This is a genomic window from Paenibacillus cremeus, from assembly GCF_007786445.1.
GTDB lineage: Bacteria > Bacillota > Bacilli > Paenibacillales > NBRC-103111 > Paenibacillus_G > Paenibacillus_G cremeus.
The window spans coordinates 1-17,921 of sequence record NZ_VNJI01000021.1; the positions used below are offsets into that span (position 1 = coordinate 1).

Consider the following 17,921-nt stretch of genomic DNA (forward strand, 5'->3'; position numbering starts at 1 on the left):
GGCAGGTTGCCTACGTGTTACTCACCCGTCCGCCGCTAGGGTCCGAAGACCCTCGCTCGACTTGCATGTATTAGGCACGCCGCCAGCGTTCGTCCTGAGCCAGGATCAAACTCTCCATTAAAGAAAAGCTGATTAAAGCTCAAAATTTACTGCTAGCGAGAATTTGCATTCTCTTATTTATTGCACTCACTCGTTGTTCAGTTTTCAAAGGGCAATTGCTTGATTGTTTCTCAGCCGTTTCATGGCCGAGTCACAATGTATCATAACTCGTGATCGTTTTGCAACTGTTTTTTTATTCCAATCTGAGGAACGAATCCTTTAGTCTAGAACGTTTATTTAGTTACTACTAACTTGAGTCACGGCTATTTAATTTAGCATATTGTCTTCTTTTTTGCAAGCCTCATTTTCCCTCGAGTTGAGAGTTGAATCTGCAGTCCAGAAGCACTAGCTAACCCTGCGCAACACCGAAGTGTTAACCGGGAAATGTAATGTACCACATCCAAAATAAAAACGCAAGAGCATCATAGCAATTTTTATTAATAGAGTATGGGTGGAATTTTCTTAAAAAAATCGTATATCATATTGAAGTTTGATACATTTAAGGATGTAGAAGATAAATTGATATAGGAGGCTAGCCGATGACTGTACATCATTTTCAGCCAAACCACTATTATAATACGATAGGCCAGCATGAGCCGGTGCTCAAGATTTGCGATGGGGATACCGTAGTGACGACAACGGTCGATGCTCGGGGCTGGGACCAAACGGGGGAAAGCGCTGCGCAGCGAGGGAACCCGATGACAGGGCCGTTCTATGTGGAAGAGGCAATGCCCGGCGATACGCTGGCTGTACATTTCGACTCGATCACGCCCAACCGGGTGTGGGGGTGGACCTCCAACATCCTGGCTCCAAACGTAGTGGATCCGGATACCGCTGCGAAACTGCCTCCCTCGGAAATAGTGCGCTGGACGGTCGATGTGCCGGAGGGTGTTGCTTTCTTGGAAAAGCCCACGCCTAAGCTGGCGAATTTGAAGCTGCCTTTGCGTCCTTTTTTGGGCTGTTTTGGAGTGGCTCCTTCGAAGGGTCAGGCGATATCAACGGCCACCAGCGGTGAGCATGGCGGAAATATGGACTACAACGGGCTTGTAAGCGGGGTTACGGTGTATTTTCCTGTGTCTGCGGAAGGCGCGCTGTTCCACCTTGGAGACGGGCATGCGCTGCAAGGAGATGGCGAGATTGTCGGCACCGGAATCGAAATCTCGATGGACGTCCGTTTTACCGTGAAGCTGCTGAAAGGAAAAAAAATCGGCTGGCCGAGGGGCGAGTCGGATACGCATGTGTTTTGCATCGGCAATGCACGCCCTCTGGATCAAGCGCTCCAGCATGCCACGACCGAGATGCTTTCGATGCTTCAAGAGGACTACGGGCTGACTGCGTCGGAAGCAAGCCACCTCATGGGACAGGCGGTTAAGTATGACGTGGCCAATGTTTTTAATCCGGCTTATAGCGTAGTCTGTAAAATGCCGAAATCGGTTCTTGCCTCATTATAAGAAAGCATTCGTGGCGGGCGGGCGTTCGAAAAGTTGTTCCCCGGTCGCGCAAAGTACTATAATAAAATAAGTACCCAACATAAGGAGAGTATGACTATGACAACGAACTCTGGCAGCGCGAGCGGGCGAGTCCTCGTCGTGACGGCGGTCGACGCCGAGAAGGACGCCGTGCAGCGCGGGCTGGGCCCTGACAGCCGATTCGACGTGCTAGCGGGAGGCGTCGGCCCGGTCGCTGCGGCGGTCAGCACGGCGACCGCCTTGGCTACGACCAAGAGTGGCTACGACTTGGTCGTGAGCGCGGGCATCGGCGGCGGGTTCGCGGGTCGGGCGGGCATTGGCTCGCTGGTGGTAGCCAGCGAGATCATTGCCGCCGACCTGGGGGCTCTGACGCCGGAGGGGTTCGCCAGCGTGGACGAGCTCGGCTTCGGCTCTGCCCGTGTCCCGGTCGATCTGGACCGGGCGGGGCGGGCCGTAGAAGCGCTGCGAGCTGCCGGGCTGCCGGTTTGTTTGGGCCCGGTGCTCACGCTGTCGACGGTGACAGGCACGGCCGACACCGCCACAGAGCTGGCACAGCGGGTTCCTGGAGCGGCCGCTGAGGCGATGGAGGGCTTTGGCGTAGCCGAGGCCGCCCGTAAGCACGGCCTGCCTGTCCTGGAGCTGCGCGCCATCTCCAACCCCGTCGGACCACGGGACCGGGCTGCCTGGCGCATAGGAGAAGCACTGGCGGCGTTAGAGGCTGCCATCAAGGTTTTGAAGGAGGCTTTACGATGACGATGAGAATTGCGTTTTCACCTTGTCCCAATGATACGTTTGTGTTTCATGCCTGGGTGCATGGCTTGATTCCCGGCGCACCTGAACTTGATGTTACTTACGCGGACATCGACATTACCAATAAGCTAGCAGCAGGAACGGACGGGCCCGATGTGCTCAAAATCTCTTACGCCGCCTTGCCGTGGGTGCTTTCGGAGTACGCGCTGATTCCCTGCGGAGGGGCGCTTGGCCGGGGCTGCGGGCCCCTTGTATTGACCAAGGGCGGAGGCAGTAGTCCGTCGGTGCTCTCCGGCCGGAGAGTCGCCGTACCAAGCGACCGGTCGACCGCGTATTTGCTGTTCCGTTTGTGGGCCGCAGCGAATGTTCCTGGCGGCGTGGGCGAAATCGTGGTTATGCCATTCCATGAGATCATGCCAGCCGTGCGTGATGGACAAATCGACGCCGGCCTGGTTATTCATGAGGCGCGCTTCACTTATCCTTCCTACGGGCTGTCGCTGATGACCGATTTGGGAAGCTGGTGGGAGACAGATACCGGCCTCCCGATTCCTCTGGGAGCCATCATTGCTCGCCGATCGCTGGATCTTCAAGCCATCGCCGCCTGGACCAAGGCATCCGTCGACTACGCATGGGCGCACCCTGAGGCATCCAAGGAATATGTCCAATGCCACGCACAGGAAATGGACCCGAAGGTGACGCAAGCGCACATCGACCTGTACGTGAACCAGTTCACCGCCGATTTAGGCGAGAGCGGGTATGCGGCGGTTGAAACGCTGCTTCGTCGTGCCGCTCAAGAGGGACTCATTCCTGAGTTTGACCTGGCGCTGCTTCGTTAGGTTTAGCAAAGCCCGAATGATGGCACTGCGTGCGATCGTTCGGGCTTTTTGCTGCATTTTTTGAGGAGGGGACGAGCCCATGACCATTTATAATAAGCTGATCCGTGATCGCATTCCGGCCATTTTGGAGCTAAAAGATCTGGCATTCGATGTGCGGACAAGCGTCTGTTTTTGATGGAGGTTCGGGATCACGGCTAACTGTTACTCCGCATAAGAAAAGCCCTCACGGGCAAGCGCTGGAAAGCACTCGCTCGTGAAGGGGTAAATCTTAGCCCCAATAACGTCTCGACACACAATGCTCGTGCGCCAAGCGGTAGCTGCTCAGATCGATCAGCTCGATGTTTTTGATGGACTCCGGAGAGTGAATCATCTGGTTATCCCCTGCATAAATGCCGACATGGTGCACCGAGCCCTTGCCCTCGTCGTGGGCGAAAAACACCAAATCACCCGGCTCCAGCCGGTCTCGTTCGATCAGCTTGCCCTGCTTCGCTTGATCCGAGGCGTCTCTTGGGATCAGGATCCCAAAGTAGCGGTGCATATTGTAAGCAAACCCGGAGCAATCGTAGCCGAAGGAGGACATGCCGCCCCAAAGGTACGGCAAATTCAGGAAGCGCTTGGCCTGCTCCACAATGCCGCGACCAATGTCGCCGCCTTCCATGGCACCGATTGATGCCAGCTCGCCTTCAATTAAGCGAACCTCGCCCGCCTTCATGAAGCCGCTTCCTTCCGGTGTCTGCACCTTTACCCAGCGCCCAGACGTATCCGATTCCAGCACCGGCAGCGAGGTCAAAAAGCTCAGCTCGAGCAGCGGTTCGGACAGCTCCCCATCACGATACAGCCACGCCTTATCCGACACAACTTCCGCTCTGGCAGAACCTGCAGGTGCTATAGAAGCTTCCTCTACCAATTGGCACCGAGGCACCCATCCTGGATAGCCGAGCGCCTCCTTGCGGGTTCCCTGCTGAGGGATCAGCACCTTCACCCATTCCCCCTGCTCCTTCGCTACCAGCACGGTCGTACCGTACAAAACCTGCGTCTGCACCCGGTTCGCTTCGCTTAAATCGAGCCGATCATCCACCGTCATGCGCTTCAGCCATTCCCGAATGCCTACCGGATGCTGCAAGGCCAGTTCATCGAGCGGACGGGGCGATTCCGGCTTTGTCCACACCGTGGCGACGGAGACGGCTACCTGCCTACGCTTCAGGTCGCTCATGCTCCGGCACCTACGCTTTGGCTGTGCTCGACATCGCTAATGCCAAGGCCCGCCTCCTGCGGGAAGGTCATGACTCTGCCGTTATACTGTACGCCGCCGGTTACTATATCGCTCAGCATCATCAGCGGAGCGTCAAAGTCGAATCGGGTGATGTTCTTTTTGCTGGCCGCAAAATGGGCCGCCGCCGTCACAGCGACGCGGGATTCGATCATCGTGCCCATCATGCACTCGACGCCGAATTCCTCTGCGATATGATTAATGATGTTAGCTTTATAAATGCCGCCGGATTTCATCAGCTTGATGTTGATCAGATCGGCTGCGCGGCGCTTCAGCACCTCAAACGCTTGAGCGGGCGAAAACACGCTCTCATCGGCCATAATCGGCGTTTCCACGCTGTCGGTCACCGTCTTTAGTCCTTCGATGTCATACGCTTTGACCGGCTGCTCGACCAGCTCGATGTCCAGTCCCAAATCCTCCATGCGGCGGATCGTGCGGATTGCATCCTTCACCTGCCAGCCCTGGTTGGCATCGACGCGAATGCGGATATCGTTGCCAATACAGCTGCGAATTTCCCGAATTCGTGCGATGTCCTCGGACACGTCGTCTTTGCCGACCTTGATTTTCAGCACATTAAAGCCTTCCTGCACATAACGGATCGCGTCTTCTCCCATTTCCTTAGGCGAATTGACGCTGACGGTGAAATCCGTCTCGATCTGATCCTTATAGCCGCCGAGGAACTGATACAATGGCAGGCCGCAATACTGCGCGACCAGGTCGTAGATGGCCATATCCACCGCCGCCTTCGCACTGCTGCTGCCAATCATCGAATGATGAATCGCCTGCAAAATTTGCTCGTAAGCCAGCAAGCTTTTGCCGACCAGCAGCGGGGTGAATGTATGCACGATGGCCGACTGAATGCTATCCAAGCTGTCACCCGTAATCACAATCGTAGCAGGCGCTTCGCCCCAGCCGACCCGGCCGTCGTCCGCCTGAATGCGAACCAACACGGACTCTGCATTGTAAACGGTGCGCAGGGCGGTTTTGAACGGCTTTTTGAGCGGGGTGGATTGTCTCATTACTTCGACGCATTTAATATTCATGCTGTTAAGCCTCCTCCAAGTTTGGCGCTGCGTTGTTCGCTCGTTGCGACTTACGCCTCTACACCGGGTTCCGTGCAGACCAGCGACTTCTCATACGTGCTCATCGTTGCTTCGATGCCCACCGGCACCGCAATATTCGGGGAGCAGTGGCCGATCTTAAATCCGGACAGCGTCGGCTTCCCGGCGGAAACCACATGATCTTGGATAATTTGCTCCAAGGTGAGCGATTCTTTCCGTGTGTTCGGCACACAGTTGTTAAAATCGCAGAGCAGAATGCCCGCTGCATCGGCGAATTTTCCGGCGAGCCGCAGCTGGTTCAACATCCGGTCTAATCGGTAAGGCTCTTCATCGATATCTTCCATAAACAGGAGCTTGCCCTTCGTATCCAGCTCATACGGCGTCCCTAAGGTGCTGACTAGCAAGGAGATGTTTCCTCCCACCAGCGGTCCGGTCGCTTCGCCTTCCACTACTGTTTGCAGGGGTGAGATTTCCTCCGTATAGCTGAGCACCGCCGGGCGGAGCAGCGTTTCGTAATTTTGCACGGTGAGCGGGTTCGTATCATGAGTCAAATCGATCATCATCGGTCCGTGAAAGGTCACCAGACCCGTCAGCTTCCCAATCGCCGCATGCAAAAAGGTAATGTCGCTGTAGCCCCAAAAAATTTTCGGATTGGCCCTAATGACCTCATAATCGAGCCGGTCTGCGATGCGGCCGGTTCCATAGCCACCGCGCGCGCAAATGATCGCTTGGATCTCCGGATCGGCGAACATAGCGTTCAATTCCCCGGCCCGCTGCTCATCCGTTCCCGATAAGTAGCCGTACCGCTCCGATAAGGTGTCTCCGATCTTGACTCGCAGCCCCAGTCGTTCCAGGCACGAGGCGGCCGCCACCATCTGGCCCCTGTCGCCCCAGCTCGCCGGAGCCGTAATCCCTACCGTATCCCCCGGGCTTAACCGCCGAGGCTTTATCCGCTCACTCATCACCGCAGCTCCCTCCCTGCATTCCCTAAAAAAAGGGGGAGAAGCACCCTTAGCAGGCGCACTCCCTCCGTTGTCCAAGCTAGCTTATTTGAAGCTCGCCCACTTAAAGTCGATGAAGCCAAAGCCGTGTCTGACGACGCCTTCCACTTTGTCGCTTTGCAGATAGGCCGAGTTGTAGTAGTACAGCGGCAGGATCGGAGCTTCATCCATCAAAATCTTTTCCGCGTCATGCATCATTTTGAAGCGCTTTGCATCGTCCGGTTCATTATATGCGTCTTTAATCAATTTATCGTACTGCGGATTAACCCAGCCTGTCCGGCTGAACGGGTTGGTCGATTGGTAGCCGTCCAAGAAGTTGATCGGATCGGCAAAATCCGGCAGGAACGACGAGCGGGACAATTGCAGTTGCAAGCCCTTCTGCTCGGCGGTCAGCACTTTGCCTTCTTTGTTCGCCAGCTTCACATCAACGCCCAGGTTGTCTTTCAGCATCGCTTGGAGCGCTTGGGCGATTTTTTGGCTGACATCGTTCGTGTTGTACGTCAGGGTTACTTCAGGCAGGGTCTTGTAGCCTGCTTCCTGCATGCCTTTTTCCAGCAGCTTCTTCGCATCAGCCGCGTCAAACTTGATCAAGCTGCCGCCCACGGTGCGGAAATCGCCGCCGGCAGGATCTTTCAGGCCAGGGGAAACGTACGCGTCCGCCGGTTTATGCTTTTGCTTCAGCACCAGGTCCACCAGCTTCTGTCTGTCAACCGCTTCTACAAACGCCTTACGAATGTTGACGTTGTTGAACGGCGCCATTTTTACATTAAAGCGATAAAAAGCAGTACCGGCTGCATCTTCCACCTTCACCTTGTTCTCGGCAAACAGCTTGTCGCTCATATCCGCCGGAATCGACGAGGTCGTATCGAGCTCGCCAGTAGTGAAGAGCTGGTACGCGGTATTGGTGTCGTTGATCATCTTGAAGTTGACGCCGGCTAGCTTCACGTTCGCCGCATCCCAGTATTGATCGTTCTTCACCATTTTGAGCTCGGCGTCATGCTTCCACTCGGTAATTTTAAACGGCCCGTTGCTGACGATGGTCGCAGCTTCGCCAGCCCACTTAGGATTGGCCTCAACAGACGCTTTGTTTAACGGGAAGAACGCCGGGCTGGATACCATGCCGATCAGCCAAGCCGATGGCTGGGCCAAGGTCACTTCCAGCGTTTTGTCGTCCAGCGCTTTGACCTTCACACCGTCCGCCGTTCCTTTGCCGGAGTTGAATGCTTCCGCGCCTTCAATCGGGAAGGCCAGGAAGGCCGCATCGGATGCGGTCTTCGGATCGAGCAGACGCTTCCAAGCGTACTCAAAGTCACCTGCTTTTACTGGATCGCCATTGGTCCACTTAATTCCGTCGCGCAGCGTGAACGTATACTTTTTGCCGTCGGGTGACACCTTCCACTCCTTCGCCATCGCCGGCTCCGGCTGCTGGTTTTTACCCAAGCGGGTCAAGCCTTCAAACGCGTTATTCAGCACGTCGTAGGACACTTGGTCAAAGCCCTTCGGAGGATCGAGGGATGTTGGTTCCTTCAGGTTGTTGTACTGGAGAATCTTGGCCTTGGTATCCTTCGCCGCTTCCGTCTGGGACGGGCTGTTCGCGGAATCTTTGCTGCATCCGGCTAAGGCAGTGCCGAAAATCAGGGCGCAGCTGATGAGTAGTGCTGAAGCTTTTTTCATGTGCACGGTTCCCCTTCTCATGTGAAAATAATTTAGATTGCTTGGCGAGCTCTCGGATCTTGCAGCCAGCAGGCGACCGCATGCTTGTCGGATAGCGGCGTAGGCTCCGGATCGTACGCTCCGCAGACGTCCATCGCATACTCACAGCGGGCGGCAAATGCACAGCCCTTCGGAGGCGAGAACAAATCCGGAGGCGTGCCCGGTATCGGCGTCAGCGGCAGGGTGGTATCGGTGTCCAGACGCGGCACGGAAGCCAGCAGGCCCTTGGTGTACGGATGCTGCGGGCTGTAGAACAGCTCCTGCACCGTCCCGGTTTCCACCACTTTGCCGGCATACATGACGTTGACGCGATCGGCAATCTTGGCCACCACGCCCAGGTCATGGGTAATGATGATGATGGAGACGCCGGTTTTCTTCTGCAGCATGCGGAACAGTTCAATGATTTGCGCTTGGATGGTGACATCGAGCGCCGTGGTCGGCTCGTCCGCGATGAGAATTGAAGGGCTGCATACGGCGGCGATGGCAATCATCATCCGCTGGCGCATGCCTCCGCTAAACTCATGCAAATACTGCTTCATTCGCAGCTCCGGCTGGGAAATTCCGACTAAACCCAGCATTTCGATCGCTTGCTTGCGGGCTTTTTCCCGCGATATTTTCTGATGACGGATGATGCCCTCCATAATCTGCTCCCCAATGGAGATGGTAGGATTCAAGGCGGTCATCGCATCTTGGAAAATCATAGAAATCTCCGATCCTCGCAGCTCTCGGAGCTGCTTCTCGGTCAGCTGGGTCAGCTCCTTGCCCTTAAAGCGAATGCTGCCCCTCGGGATCTTTGAGGTGCGTTCAGGTAAGAGACGCATAATGCTGCGTGCCGTCACGCTCTTGCCGCAGCCGGATTCGCCGACGATCGCCAGTGTCTCGCCCTTGTTCAGTTGGAAGCTGACACCCCGAACGGCTTGAACCACTCCGCCATGGGTCTTAAAGGAGACGTGGAGATCCTCCACCTCTAGAAGCACGTCGGAAGCGTTCGCTGGTTGCCCCGTTGCTTTTGCTGTCATCGCTGCTACCTCCTCTGCCTCGGATTAAAAGCGTCCTGCAGCCCATCACCTACCAAATTGAAGGCAAGCATCGTCAGGGAAATGAAGAACGCCGGATAAAACAGCCGCCACCATTGACCGGATAGAATAGTCGACAGCGCGTCATTAGCCATCACGCCCCAGCTCGCCATCGGCGGTTGAATGCCGAGTCCGAGGAAGCTGAGAAACGCTTCGGCGAAGATCGCCGACGGGACGGAAAACGTCACTTGAACGATAATGATGCCGACCGCATTCGGCAGCAGGTGCTTGCGAATGATGTAGCCTGCGCCTGCTCCGAGCGTGCGTGCCGCCAGCACATACTCGGAGGTTTTAAGCGTCAGCACCTGACCGCGGACGATCCGGGCCATGCCGAGCCAGCCAGTTGCGCTAAGCGCAACGATAATCGTCATCAGCCCCGGGCCCATGACCACCATCAGCAGGATGACGACGAGCAGATGAGGCACACCGTACAAAATATCGACGAAGCGCATCATAATGTTGTCGACTCTGCCGCCAAAATAGCCGGCGATGCCGCCGAACACAATCCCAATCAGAAAATCAATCAGCGCCGCCATCAGCCCGATAAATAGTGAGATGCGGGCTCCGTACAAAATGCGGGCATACACGTCGCGCCCAAGATCATCCGTGCCGAACCAATGCGCCGCCGACGGCTTTTGATTGGCATCCAGCAGCACCTGCTTGGAGTAGCTTTGATCGGTGAGCAGCGGTCCGAATATCGCGAGCAGCGCGAGGACGATAATAATGATCAAGCCGAGCATAGCTAGCTTGTTTTTCAGCAGCCTCAGCCACGCTTCCTGCCAGAACGACAGACGCGGACGGACAATCGCTTCCTGCGCCTTGTTGTTCTTGGACATCGGGACGAATAAAGAATCCGGTACATTCATCGTTAGGCCCCCTTCCCGTGCAGCTTGATTCGAGGGTCAATAAGGCCATAAGCGATATCCACCAAAAACATCATAAAAATCAAGAGTGCGCTGTAAAATACGGTCGTTCCCATAATGAGCGAGTAATCGCGGTTGTTAATGCCGTCAACGAAATATTTGCCCATGCCCGGGATCGCGAAAATCTTTTCAATAACAAAGCTCCCCGTCAGCACGTTCGCCACTAAAGCTCCGAGCAGCGTAATGACCGGCAGCAGCGCATTGCGAAGCGCATGCTTGATCACGATCGTAGCCGGCGAGAGGCCTTTGGCCCGGGCGGTCTCGATGTAGTCTGCCGTCAGCACTTCCAGCATATTGGCCCGCGTCATCCGCGCAATAATCGCCAGAGGCCCGGTCGAAAGCGCCAGCGCCGGTAAAATAACATGCTTCCAGCTGCCCCAGGTTGCTACCGGAAGCAGCTTCCATTCGACGGCCACATACTTGATCAGCAGTGTCGCTACGATAAAGTTAGGCACTGCAATGCCGATGACGGCAAAGATCATGGCAAAATAATCGATTATTCCGTTTTGGCGGAGCGCCGCAACCGTCCCTAGCGCAATCCCTGCGATGACGGCAAATCCGATGGCTACCATCCCAAGCTGGAAGGACACCGGAAATCCGCGTTCGATCATGGAGTTGACGCTATCCGGGAAATGCCCGATGGACGGACCCAGGTCAAGCGTGAGCAGCGATTTCAAATACATCACATACTGCACGGACAGCGGTTTATCCAAGTTGTAAAACTCCATCATATTTTGCACGGCTGTCCGGTTGGAGGAGCGGCCGTCTTTTTCAAAGGGCGACCCCGGCACCGTATGCATCAGAAAAAACGTTACTGTAATGATGAGCCACAGCGTGACAATCATGGAGGCGAATCTGCGAAGTATATATTGTGCCATGCTATCACCCGTTTCTTAACAAAATTGAGCTTTCATCGCCAGCTCCGTCATTACGATCATGGCTTGATACGCTTCCACGATTGATTGGGCCTGGAATGAAACCGTAGGGCTGTGCTCGTCGATCGTCGTTCCCGGCATCAAATGCGCCCATTCGGCTTGTCCGTAATTGGCGAATTCGATGGTGAGCAGCGGACGGTCCGGAGGCACGAGCGGCTTCACTTTTTCGCGGTTCGCCAGCGCTTCCCTCGTCTTCTCGCGCAGCAGCTGCCCGCTTTTCTCCGGTGTCAGGCTGAGCGCGGCGGTGCGGGAAACCCGCTTTTTGACAATGGCGGTCGTCACCCCCGGGATCAGCTCCTCCGCTTCGAGCGCGGTCTCGTCGTCGCCCGCCACTAGGAGGACCGGCACGCCGTAATAGCCGGCTACATAAGCGTTAAATCCCAGCTCACCGATGGGCTTTTCATTGATGTACATATTGCGCACGCCGAAAATCATCGTATGGCTCAGCACGCCTTTTCGCGCCGCCCGGGTATGGTAGCCCAGGAACGCCGCGCCCGCGAACGAGCTGTCCAGCCCCTGCACCATCGAAAACGGTTTCACGTCCCCTGAGATGAGTTGTGCCTCCGGATGAAGCCTCTCAATGAGCAGGTTGTTCATTTTCGAATGGCTGTCGTTGACGATGACTTCGCTGCAGCCTTCGGCCAACGCGGTGCCAATCACGTGATTGGCTTCATCGGTCATGATCTGCTGCCCGCGCGCGTAGTTATACTCTTTGGAATCGACAAACGTTTTATCCACCAGCCCCGTAATCCCTTCCATGTCCACGGAGATATACAGTTTCAAGCGATCGCCCCCTTCCTGGGTATAATAGAAACAGAAAAAAGCCCAGCAAACAGCCTCAGGATGTCCTTATCCCGATTACCGTCTGCTGGGTTTTATTTACGTGTATGTTGCCATACGGATAAATAAAGCAGCTTACACCACTGTGCCGGAAGCCTGCAATCCTGGCTCGTCCCGGCTGCTCAGTGCTAGTTTATATTTTTTCAGCGCGTCCTTGTAGGCCACGATCAGTGCTTTCTGCGAGGACCCGTGGTATCTGCGCCGGACTTCCTCTGCGATCGCCTCGAAGGCATACATGTTATGGCCGATAAAAATGGATCGAACGAACTCCGATGTGATTGGGATCGTTGAAGAGCACCCGGCATCGACAATCTTGTGATTCGTCGTGTCCACCACCAGTCCGATAAAAAACGCGTTATACTGCTGTGTGATCGGATTGTTCACGGAAGCTTGCGCGTCGCCGATGACATAAATCGTATCTTTGTCGTACAGCATGCTATTGCATCCTCCTTGCTGCAACTTTTACGGGAGCGTATATCGACCATAAAAGTTGTCAACTGTAGTATTCTGTTCCCATTCCGTACGGGATGTAGAAAGGATCGCTTCCTACGACCGCCAGATGCCAGTACACTAAAGATGTAATGTAATCTAGTCTAACATCGCTATTATAAGGTTGTAAAGGCTATGTAAGGGCAATCGAATGAGAGAGTTAACTGCGATTGTCCTTGAGGAAGGTGTCGTGCAGGAGCCGCGCCAGGTCTTCCTCCGCCTTAAAGTACACGCCTTGCTGCGATTTGGTTTGGTGAAGCCCGTTCATGAACAGAATGATGCCCCACCGCTGCTGCTTATGAAAAAACATGTCGCTCAGTAATCCATACGCATCGCCCGAATGACCGATCAGCCGCTGCCCTGGGATCAGATCCTCGGTAATCAGAAACTGAAGACCGCTGTTCCGAAAAAATCCCTCTCTACGATACCCTGACCAATGCGCTGCATGCATGAGATCGACGGTTTCCGGCTTCAAGATTCGTGCTCCGTTACGCTCCCCCCTATTCGCATGGGCTTCGAGGAACCGGGCCAAATCCTGCACAGTCGTGCGAAGTCCGCCTTGCGGACTGAACAGCGCGCCGTTCACACCCGGCACATAATCGCTGTAATCGATCGGCTCGGACCTTTGGCCTTGAAAATCATCTAGTTGAGCGATATAGCGATTTTCCTTCTCGTTGAATTGGTACAGGGTGGCGACGTCGTCGAGATCCTTAATGTCGTTGATATTAAAGCTGGTATCTTTCATGCCGAGCGGTTCGAAAATATGTCTGCGGCAGTACAGGTCAAAGCGTTCGCCCGTTAGTTTCTCCACGATCGTTGCCAAAATGACGGCACCCAGATTCGTGTATTCAAAGCCTCCCGGATCCCCCGGCTGTCCATCGCCCCAGAGCTTGTCGGTGTAATAGGCCCCATTGGGCAACAAAATATCGGTCAGCCGCAGCCTAGGCGGATTTTCGTTGCGAGAGTCGACCACAAACCGGACATATTCGTCTTGAAGGCTCGAGGTATGTGTCATGAGATGCTTGAGTGTGATCGGCAGCTGCGGATGCTTCGGATTACGAACCGGAAAGCCTAGGTATTGACCGATGTCTGATTCTAATGCGCATAGCCCCTGCTCTACAAGCCGCATAATCGCTGTGGCGACGACGGTTTTGGAAATGGATGCGATCCGAAACACCGTCCGCTCCGTCACAGGTATGCGTCTATCCAGGTTCGCCCAGCCATAGCCGCCGCTCCAGATCTGGCGCCCATCTCGCATGACGGAGGCCGCGAGTCCGACGATCCGGTGCTTGTCCAGCAGCTCTTGGATGCGTTCATCTAGCTGATGTAAGGTCAAGATGAGCCCTCTTTTACATTCTTTTAATATTGCTTTAATTATAATAGAGTCTGTCCGCACTGGGTAGCATTTTTTTGCCGTAAAACGGTCCATTTTATGGAAAACAAATAAAGCCCTCTCCATGTTTTGGAAGGGCTATGGGTTAGTCGTTGGTAGGGGATGACGGGATATTAGCCTAGTATCCCCTGTAATCCGATCCGAAGCTCTGGGAAAACGAAAATGCAGTTCACTCTCTTTTCCGAACACCTCTCGTTTGGCGTACACGCCTTTCTCCAGCCCATACACCTCAATCGTTTGATTCACCGGGTCAACAATCCAGTACTCCTCTACACCGTATCGCTGATAGATTTTAAACTTTTCGTTTCGATCCTTGATCGCTGTTGATGGGGACAGGACCTCAATTACCAGTTTGGGTGCGCCCTTGCAGCCTTTCTCATCAAGCTGGGAGGGATTACAAATGACCGAAATATCTGGCTGGCAGACCGTATCGGGGTTATCATACTCTTCGCTTTCACTGAGTCGAAGCTCAAAAGGCGCCACGAAGGCTTCACATGAGCTGCCTTTTAGGTAAGTATGTAACTCCACTAGCAGATTAACTACAGCACGCTGATGTCCGGTCGATGGAGCAGCTGTCATGTTGAAGGCAAGTCCATCAATAAGCTCCAATCGTCCCTCCCAATCCAGCGTATCACGGTACTTGTATCGCTTGGCCGGTTCCGGCATACACATGGCTTCGTTCCCCCACTCTCATGGAAAAATTCTACTATTTATATCAGACCATAAATTAGTTTTACCCACAGTTAAACGGAATCCATAGCTTCTAGAGCAAAAACGCCTTGGCCATTGCTGTCGTGGCCGCCGCTACTTCCTCTGCCGATAGACGACATCGTCCATGGCTGTACGTGTAAAATTACGACAGTGGAATTTTTGGGGGAGGAGGGAAAACAAAACAGGCCACCGGATCCGGCAGCCTGTCGTCTAAGTCTATTCCATAAGCTTCTCAATTTCCTCTACAGAGCGGCCATAAAACTCGGCAATGAAGGAAATGTCCATTTTTTTCTCAAGCATCATTTTGATGGTCCTCACCATTGCTCTCTTCTCGCCTTTCTCTATACCTAGCTCAATACCTTTCTCAATACCTCTAGCCTCACTATCCGCGATCAGACTATTACGTTCCAGTAACGAATGCTCGCGCGCTTCGTACAACCGGTACGTCTCTTCGTCACTGCTCAGCTTCAGCAGCAGGTCCTCGGTTTTCTTGATTTGCGGGTCCATCTTCATCAGCTCCTTCAATAGAGCATCCGGTAGCTTTTCATCCAGATACATCAGCCACCGGTGCAGCGAATTGTTCAGATCCTTCTCCATCCGCTCAAACTTGGGCATCTCCAGAAAATGCACTTCAAAAGCGTCAGTGAGCAGTAAGCTCTTATCTCTATCATCATACAAATGGAAGGTCGTTTAAAACGGCTCACGATCCTTAAACAGGAGAAAATCAAGCAAATTGATCGTGACCGTTCGCTTCAGCTTGCTGTAGTCGTCCCCTTGTGTGATCGACCCGATATACATTTTACTCATATAAAAAAGCGAGCGCCTGGCCATATTACGGTAATCCGTCAGCTGCATCTCGATATCGTATAGCACATGATCGTCCGTTTCCGCCGAAATATCGAGTCGTCCGGTCTTGTCGTCGATCATCTTTTTGGTTAACTGCTTGCTTTCTTTCACCTTCAGTTGTCGGATGCGCTTCTCGCCCTCCAGCCCCAGAATCGCATTCAGCAAGCTGATTAAGCTTTCCTTCGATTGTTCCTCCCCGAACAGCTTCTGAAAAATGAAGTCGTTCTTCGGCTTCATCCTCCGCTTCATCGGGCTTCCCTTCACAGATCGTACTTCTTCCAGTATACCCTCTCCTTTACAGGTTTGCATGTAGAAGCAGCTCTTTTCCGTCCCGGATCAAGCGCAAAAAAGCACACCTTCCGCGGGTACGGAAAGGATGTGCTTCATCCATTGGCAACATGATATCAAATGGAATCGGGTGATTCAATAAGTACGGGCCGGCCACTATCCGCCTAAGCTTGCGCCCTCATATTTGGCGATAGCCTCTCTTACCACATCAGGCAGGGGGATGCTCTTTTCGCTCGCTTTGTCGATATAAACCATCGCACCGCGGCCTACCGCTTTGAGCTGGCCGGTGGAGCTTTCCGTGAGGGCATACTCCAAGTCAAACGAGGAGCGGCCTAGCTTGGCTACGCGAACGTATAGCATCAGCGGCTCCTTTTTTAGCACCTGCGCTAAAAACTGGCACTCGAGATCCGCGGTGACGGAAACGGTTCGGGCGTTGAACAGGACATCCGACAGCCCGAGCTGCTCGAGATAGTCGACGCGGCCCTGCTCGTAATAGATGAAGTAGCTCACGTTGTTGAGGTGCCCCGCCATGTCTGTTTCACAATAGCGAACCTTGATGGGGATGGAAAAATGAAACTTCGCCAGCCACCCCTGCGCATCCGGCTGAATGTACGGTATTGCTCGCATCGTTGGTTGGCCTCCTTTGGTTGGCTGCTGCTACCACCCGCCTCACACCGGATACACCGGATGCTTGCGCTCGGAGAAGACGACGCGCTTGGAGGCGTAGGCCTCAAAGCGCCGGATCAATTCGCTCCGCAGGGCATTCGGCGCTACGATGCCGTCGATGACCATATCGGAGGCGAGATGGTACAGGTCAATGTCCTTGCGATACTCCTCGCGCTTACTCGCGATGAACCCGGCCCGATCTGACTCGGGCAGCTCGGCGATTTTGCCCGCGTACACCGCGTTGATCGCCGCTTCCGGGCCCATCACGGCGATTTGCGCCGAGGGCAGCGCCAGGCAGCAGTCCGGCTCGAACGCCGGTCCGGCCATCGCGTACAAGCCCGCACCGTACGCCTTGCGGACGATGACGGAGATCTTCGGCACGGTCGCTTCGGACACGGCCGAGATCATTTTGGCGCCGTGGCGGATGATGCCCGCCTGCTCGACCCGGGTGCCGACCATGAAGCCCGGCACATCGGCCAAAAACAGCAGCGGGATGTGAAACGCATCGCACAAGCAAATGAACTTGGCGGCCTTGTCCGCCGAATCGTGGAACAGGATGCCGCCCTTCACCCGCGGCTGGTTTGCGATGATGCCCACCGGCTTGCCGTCCAATCGCGCCAATCCGGTGATGAGCTCACGGGCGAACAGCTGCTTCACGTCAAACCACGAGTCCTCGTCCACAATCCGCTCGATGAGGTCGTACATATCAAACGAGGTGTACTGGTCCGCAGGAATAATCTCCTCCAGCGTCTGTTCCAGCGCTACAGGCGGCCTCGACTTTCGCACGGGCGGTTTTTCGGTATAGTTGGCCGGAAAATAAGCCAAGTAATCCCTCGCCTGCTCAATCGCGGCTTCCTCACTGGAAGCGAGCACATCGCCGCAGCCGGAGACGGAGCAGTGCATTTTGGCGCCGCCGAGCTGCTCCAGGGTCGCTTTTTCCCCGGTCACGATCTCGACAATCCGCGGGGAGCCGAGATACATCGACCCGTTCCCCTCCACCATGATCACCAAATCGCAAAAAGCCGGAATATACGCGCCCCCAGCGGCCGACGGACCGAACAAAATGCACACCTGCGGCACCTTCCCCGACAGCTTCACTTGGTTGTAAAAAATACGTCCCGCTCCGCGGCGTCCCGGATACATCTCGACCTGATCGGTAATCCGCGCACCGGCGGAATCGACAAGATAAAGAAGCGGCACCTGCAGCTTGTCGGCGGTTTCCTGCATGCGAAGCATTTTTTCGACCGTCCGGGCGCCCCAGGAGCCGGCTTTGACCGTGGAGTCGTTCGCGATGACACACACGGTTTGGCCGTGGATTCGACCGATGGCGGTGACGACGCCGTCCGCGGGCAGGTCCGGCTCGGCGCAGTTGGCGAACAGCGCGTCCTCCAGCGCGAAGCCCGGATCGAACAGCAGCTCCAGCCGGTCGCGGACGAACAGCTTACCTTGCTCGGCATTTTTCTCGTGGTATTTGGCGGCGCCGCCCTTCTTGATCCGCTCGATCCGCTCCTCCAGCCGGTTCTCCTGCGATTCGCCAAATTCGCTAGTCATGTTT

General features: G+C 54.9%; 16 protein-coding genes, 1 rRNA gene and 1 pseudogene. 3 read left to right on the top strand and 15 right to left on the bottom strand.

Going from position 1 to position 17,921, the window contains the following annotated elements:
- A 16S ribosomal RNA gene (locus FPZ49_RS17250) occupies positions 1-121 on the bottom strand; the annotation flags it as partial.
- Positions 122-638: 517 nt separating this feature from the next.
- Here FPZ49_RS17250 and FPZ49_RS17255 point away from each other — a divergent pair.
- The 3 genes from FPZ49_RS17255 to FPZ49_RS17265 all read left to right on the top strand — a co-directional run bounded on the left by FPZ49_RS17255 (position 639) and on the right by FPZ49_RS17265 (position 3,154).
- Positions 639-1,550 carry an acetamidase/formamidase family protein gene (locus tag FPZ49_RS17255; RefSeq protein WP_144849147.1) on the top strand — a complete coding sequence of 304 codons (912 nt, stop codon included), beginning with the start codon at positions 639-641 and terminating at the stop codon, positions 1,548-1,550.
- A 96-nt stretch (positions 1,551-1,646) separates the two neighbouring features.
- Positions 1,647-2,321, top strand: a complete 675-nt coding sequence (locus FPZ49_RS17260; protein WP_261381460.1) for a futalosine hydrolase — start codon at positions 1,647-1,649, stop codon at positions 2,319-2,321.
- Between the two features lie 2 nt (positions 2,322-2,323).
- On the top strand, positions 2,324-3,154 hold the full coding sequence (locus FPZ49_RS17265) for a 1,4-dihydroxy-6-naphthoate synthase (protein WP_144849417.1): 831 nt from the start codon (positions 2,324-2,326) through the stop codon (positions 3,152-3,154).
- A 268-nt stretch (positions 3,155-3,422) separates the two neighbouring features.
- On the opposite strand, the gene FPZ49_RS17270 is transcribed toward FPZ49_RS17265, so the two are convergent.
- From FPZ49_RS17270 to FPZ49_RS17340, 14 genes and pseudogenes are all read right to left on the bottom strand, one after another.
- Positions 3,423-4,367, bottom strand: coding sequence for a C40 family peptidase (locus FPZ49_RS17270; RefSeq protein ID WP_144849153.1), 945 nt, complete (start codon positions 4,365-4,367; stop codon positions 3,423-3,425).
- A complete protein-coding gene (locus tag FPZ49_RS17275) occupies positions 4,364-5,467 on the bottom strand; it encodes a dipeptide epimerase (RefSeq protein WP_144849156.1) in 1,104 nt (367 codons plus the stop codon). The genes FPZ49_RS17270 and FPZ49_RS17275 overlap by 4 nt, the downstream gene beginning before the upstream one ends.
- A 50-nt stretch (positions 5,468-5,517) precedes the next feature.
- The gene (locus tag FPZ49_RS17280) at positions 5,518-6,447 is read right to left on the bottom strand and encodes a S66 peptidase family protein (protein WP_144849159.1); all 930 of its coding nucleotides are present in this window, start codon (positions 6,445-6,447) and stop codon (positions 5,518-5,520) included.
- An 84-nt stretch (positions 6,448-6,531) separates the two neighbouring features.
- On the bottom strand, positions 6,532-8,160 hold the full coding sequence (locus FPZ49_RS17285) for a peptide ABC transporter substrate-binding protein (RefSeq protein ID WP_144849162.1): 1,629 nt from the start codon (positions 8,158-8,160) through the stop codon (positions 6,532-6,534).
- A gap of 32 nt (positions 8,161-8,192) precedes the next feature.
- Positions 8,193-9,218 carry an ABC transporter ATP-binding protein gene (locus FPZ49_RS17290; protein WP_144849164.1) on the bottom strand — a complete coding sequence of 342 codons (1,026 nt, stop codon included), beginning with the start codon at positions 9,216-9,218 and terminating at the stop codon, positions 8,193-8,195.
- Between the two features lie 5 nt (positions 9,219-9,223).
- On the bottom strand, positions 9,224-10,141 hold the full coding sequence (locus FPZ49_RS17295; protein WP_144849167.1) for an ABC transporter permease: 918 nt from the start codon (positions 10,139-10,141) through the stop codon (positions 9,224-9,226).
- A gap of 2 nt (positions 10,142-10,143) precedes the next feature.
- Positions 10,144-11,076: an ABC transporter permease gene (locus tag FPZ49_RS17300; RefSeq protein ID WP_144849170.1), complete on the bottom strand. Its 933-nt coding sequence runs from the start codon at positions 11,074-11,076 to the stop codon at positions 10,144-10,146.
- 15 nt (positions 11,077-11,091) lie between these two features.
- Positions 11,092-11,916, bottom strand: a complete 825-nt coding sequence (locus FPZ49_RS17305; RefSeq protein WP_144849173.1) for a M55 family metallopeptidase — start codon at positions 11,914-11,916, stop codon at positions 11,092-11,094.
- A gap of 132 nt (positions 11,917-12,048) precedes the next feature.
- On the bottom strand, positions 12,049-12,405 hold the full coding sequence (locus tag FPZ49_RS17310; RefSeq protein ID WP_144849419.1) for a DUF3870 domain-containing protein: 357 nt from the start codon (positions 12,403-12,405) through the stop codon (positions 12,049-12,051).
- 217 nt (positions 12,406-12,622) lie between these two features.
- On the bottom strand, positions 12,623-13,798 hold the full coding sequence (locus FPZ49_RS17315; RefSeq protein ID WP_186445880.1) for a serine hydrolase domain-containing protein: 1,176 nt from the start codon (positions 13,796-13,798) through the stop codon (positions 12,623-12,625).
- Positions 13,799-13,933: 135 nt separating this feature from the next.
- On the bottom strand, positions 13,934-14,527 hold the full coding sequence (locus tag FPZ49_RS17320; protein ID WP_144849179.1) for a Uma2 family endonuclease: 594 nt from the start codon (positions 14,525-14,527) through the stop codon (positions 13,934-13,936).
- 255 nt (positions 14,528-14,782) lie between these two features.
- A pseudogene (locus FPZ49_RS36805) lies at positions 14,783-15,721 on the bottom strand (Rpn family recombination-promoting nuclease/putative transposase).
- 135 nt (positions 15,722-15,856) lie between these two features.
- Positions 15,857-16,327, bottom strand: a complete 471-nt coding sequence (locus FPZ49_RS17335) for an acyl-CoA thioesterase (protein ID WP_144849188.1) — start codon at positions 16,325-16,327, stop codon at positions 15,857-15,859.
- Between the two features lie 42 nt (positions 16,328-16,369).
- Complete coding sequence (locus tag FPZ49_RS17340; RefSeq protein WP_144849191.1) at positions 16,370-17,917, bottom strand: acyl-CoA carboxylase subunit beta; 1,548 nt, start codon at positions 17,915-17,917, stop codon at positions 16,370-16,372.
- Positions 17,918-17,921: the final 4 nt, after the last annotated feature.

Coding starts and splice junctions, on each gene's coding strand:
- FPZ49_RS17295 (WP_144849167.1), bottom strand. CDS start 10,141: ATGAATGTACCGGATTCTTTATTCGTCCCGATGTCCAAGAACAACAAG.
- FPZ49_RS17270 (WP_144849153.1), bottom strand. CDS start 4,367: ATGAGCGACCTGAAGCGTAGGCAGGTAGCCGTCTCCGTCGCCACGGTG.
- FPZ49_RS17320 (WP_144849179.1), bottom strand. CDS start 14,527: ATGTGTATGCCGGAACCGGCCAAGCGATACAAGTACCGTGATACGCTG.
- FPZ49_RS17265 (WP_144849417.1), top strand. CDS start 2,324: ATGAGAATTGCGTTTTCACCTTGTCCCAATGATACGTTTGTGTTTCAT.
- FPZ49_RS17285 (WP_144849162.1), bottom strand. CDS start 8,160: ATGAAAAAAGCTTCAGCACTACTCATCAGCTGCGCCCTGATTTTCGGC.
- FPZ49_RS17260 (WP_261381460.1), top strand. CDS start 1,647: ATGACAACGAACTCTGGCAGCGCGAGCGGGCGAGTCCTCGTCGTGACG.
- FPZ49_RS17280 (WP_144849159.1), bottom strand. CDS start 6,447: ATGAGTGAGCGGATAAAGCCTCGGCGGTTAAGCCCGGGGGATACGGTA.
- FPZ49_RS17340 (WP_144849191.1), bottom strand. CDS start 17,917: ATGACTAGCGAATTTGGCGAATCGCAGGAGAACCGGCTGGAGGAGCGG.
- FPZ49_RS17300 (WP_144849170.1), bottom strand. CDS start 11,076: ATGGCACAATATATACTTCGCAGATTCGCCTCCATGATTGTCACGCTG.
- FPZ49_RS17255 (WP_144849147.1), top strand. CDS start 639: ATGACTGTACATCATTTTCAGCCAAACCACTATTATAATACGATAGGC.
- FPZ49_RS17290 (WP_144849164.1), bottom strand. CDS start 9,218: ATGACAGCAAAAGCAACGGGGCAACCAGCGAACGCTTCCGACGTGCTT.
- FPZ49_RS17335 (WP_144849188.1), bottom strand. CDS start 16,327: ATGCGAGCAATACCGTACATTCAGCCGGATGCGCAGGGGTGGCTGGCG.
- FPZ49_RS17275 (WP_144849156.1), bottom strand. CDS start 5,467: ATGAATATTAAATGCGTCGAAGTAATGAGACAATCCACCCCGCTCAAA.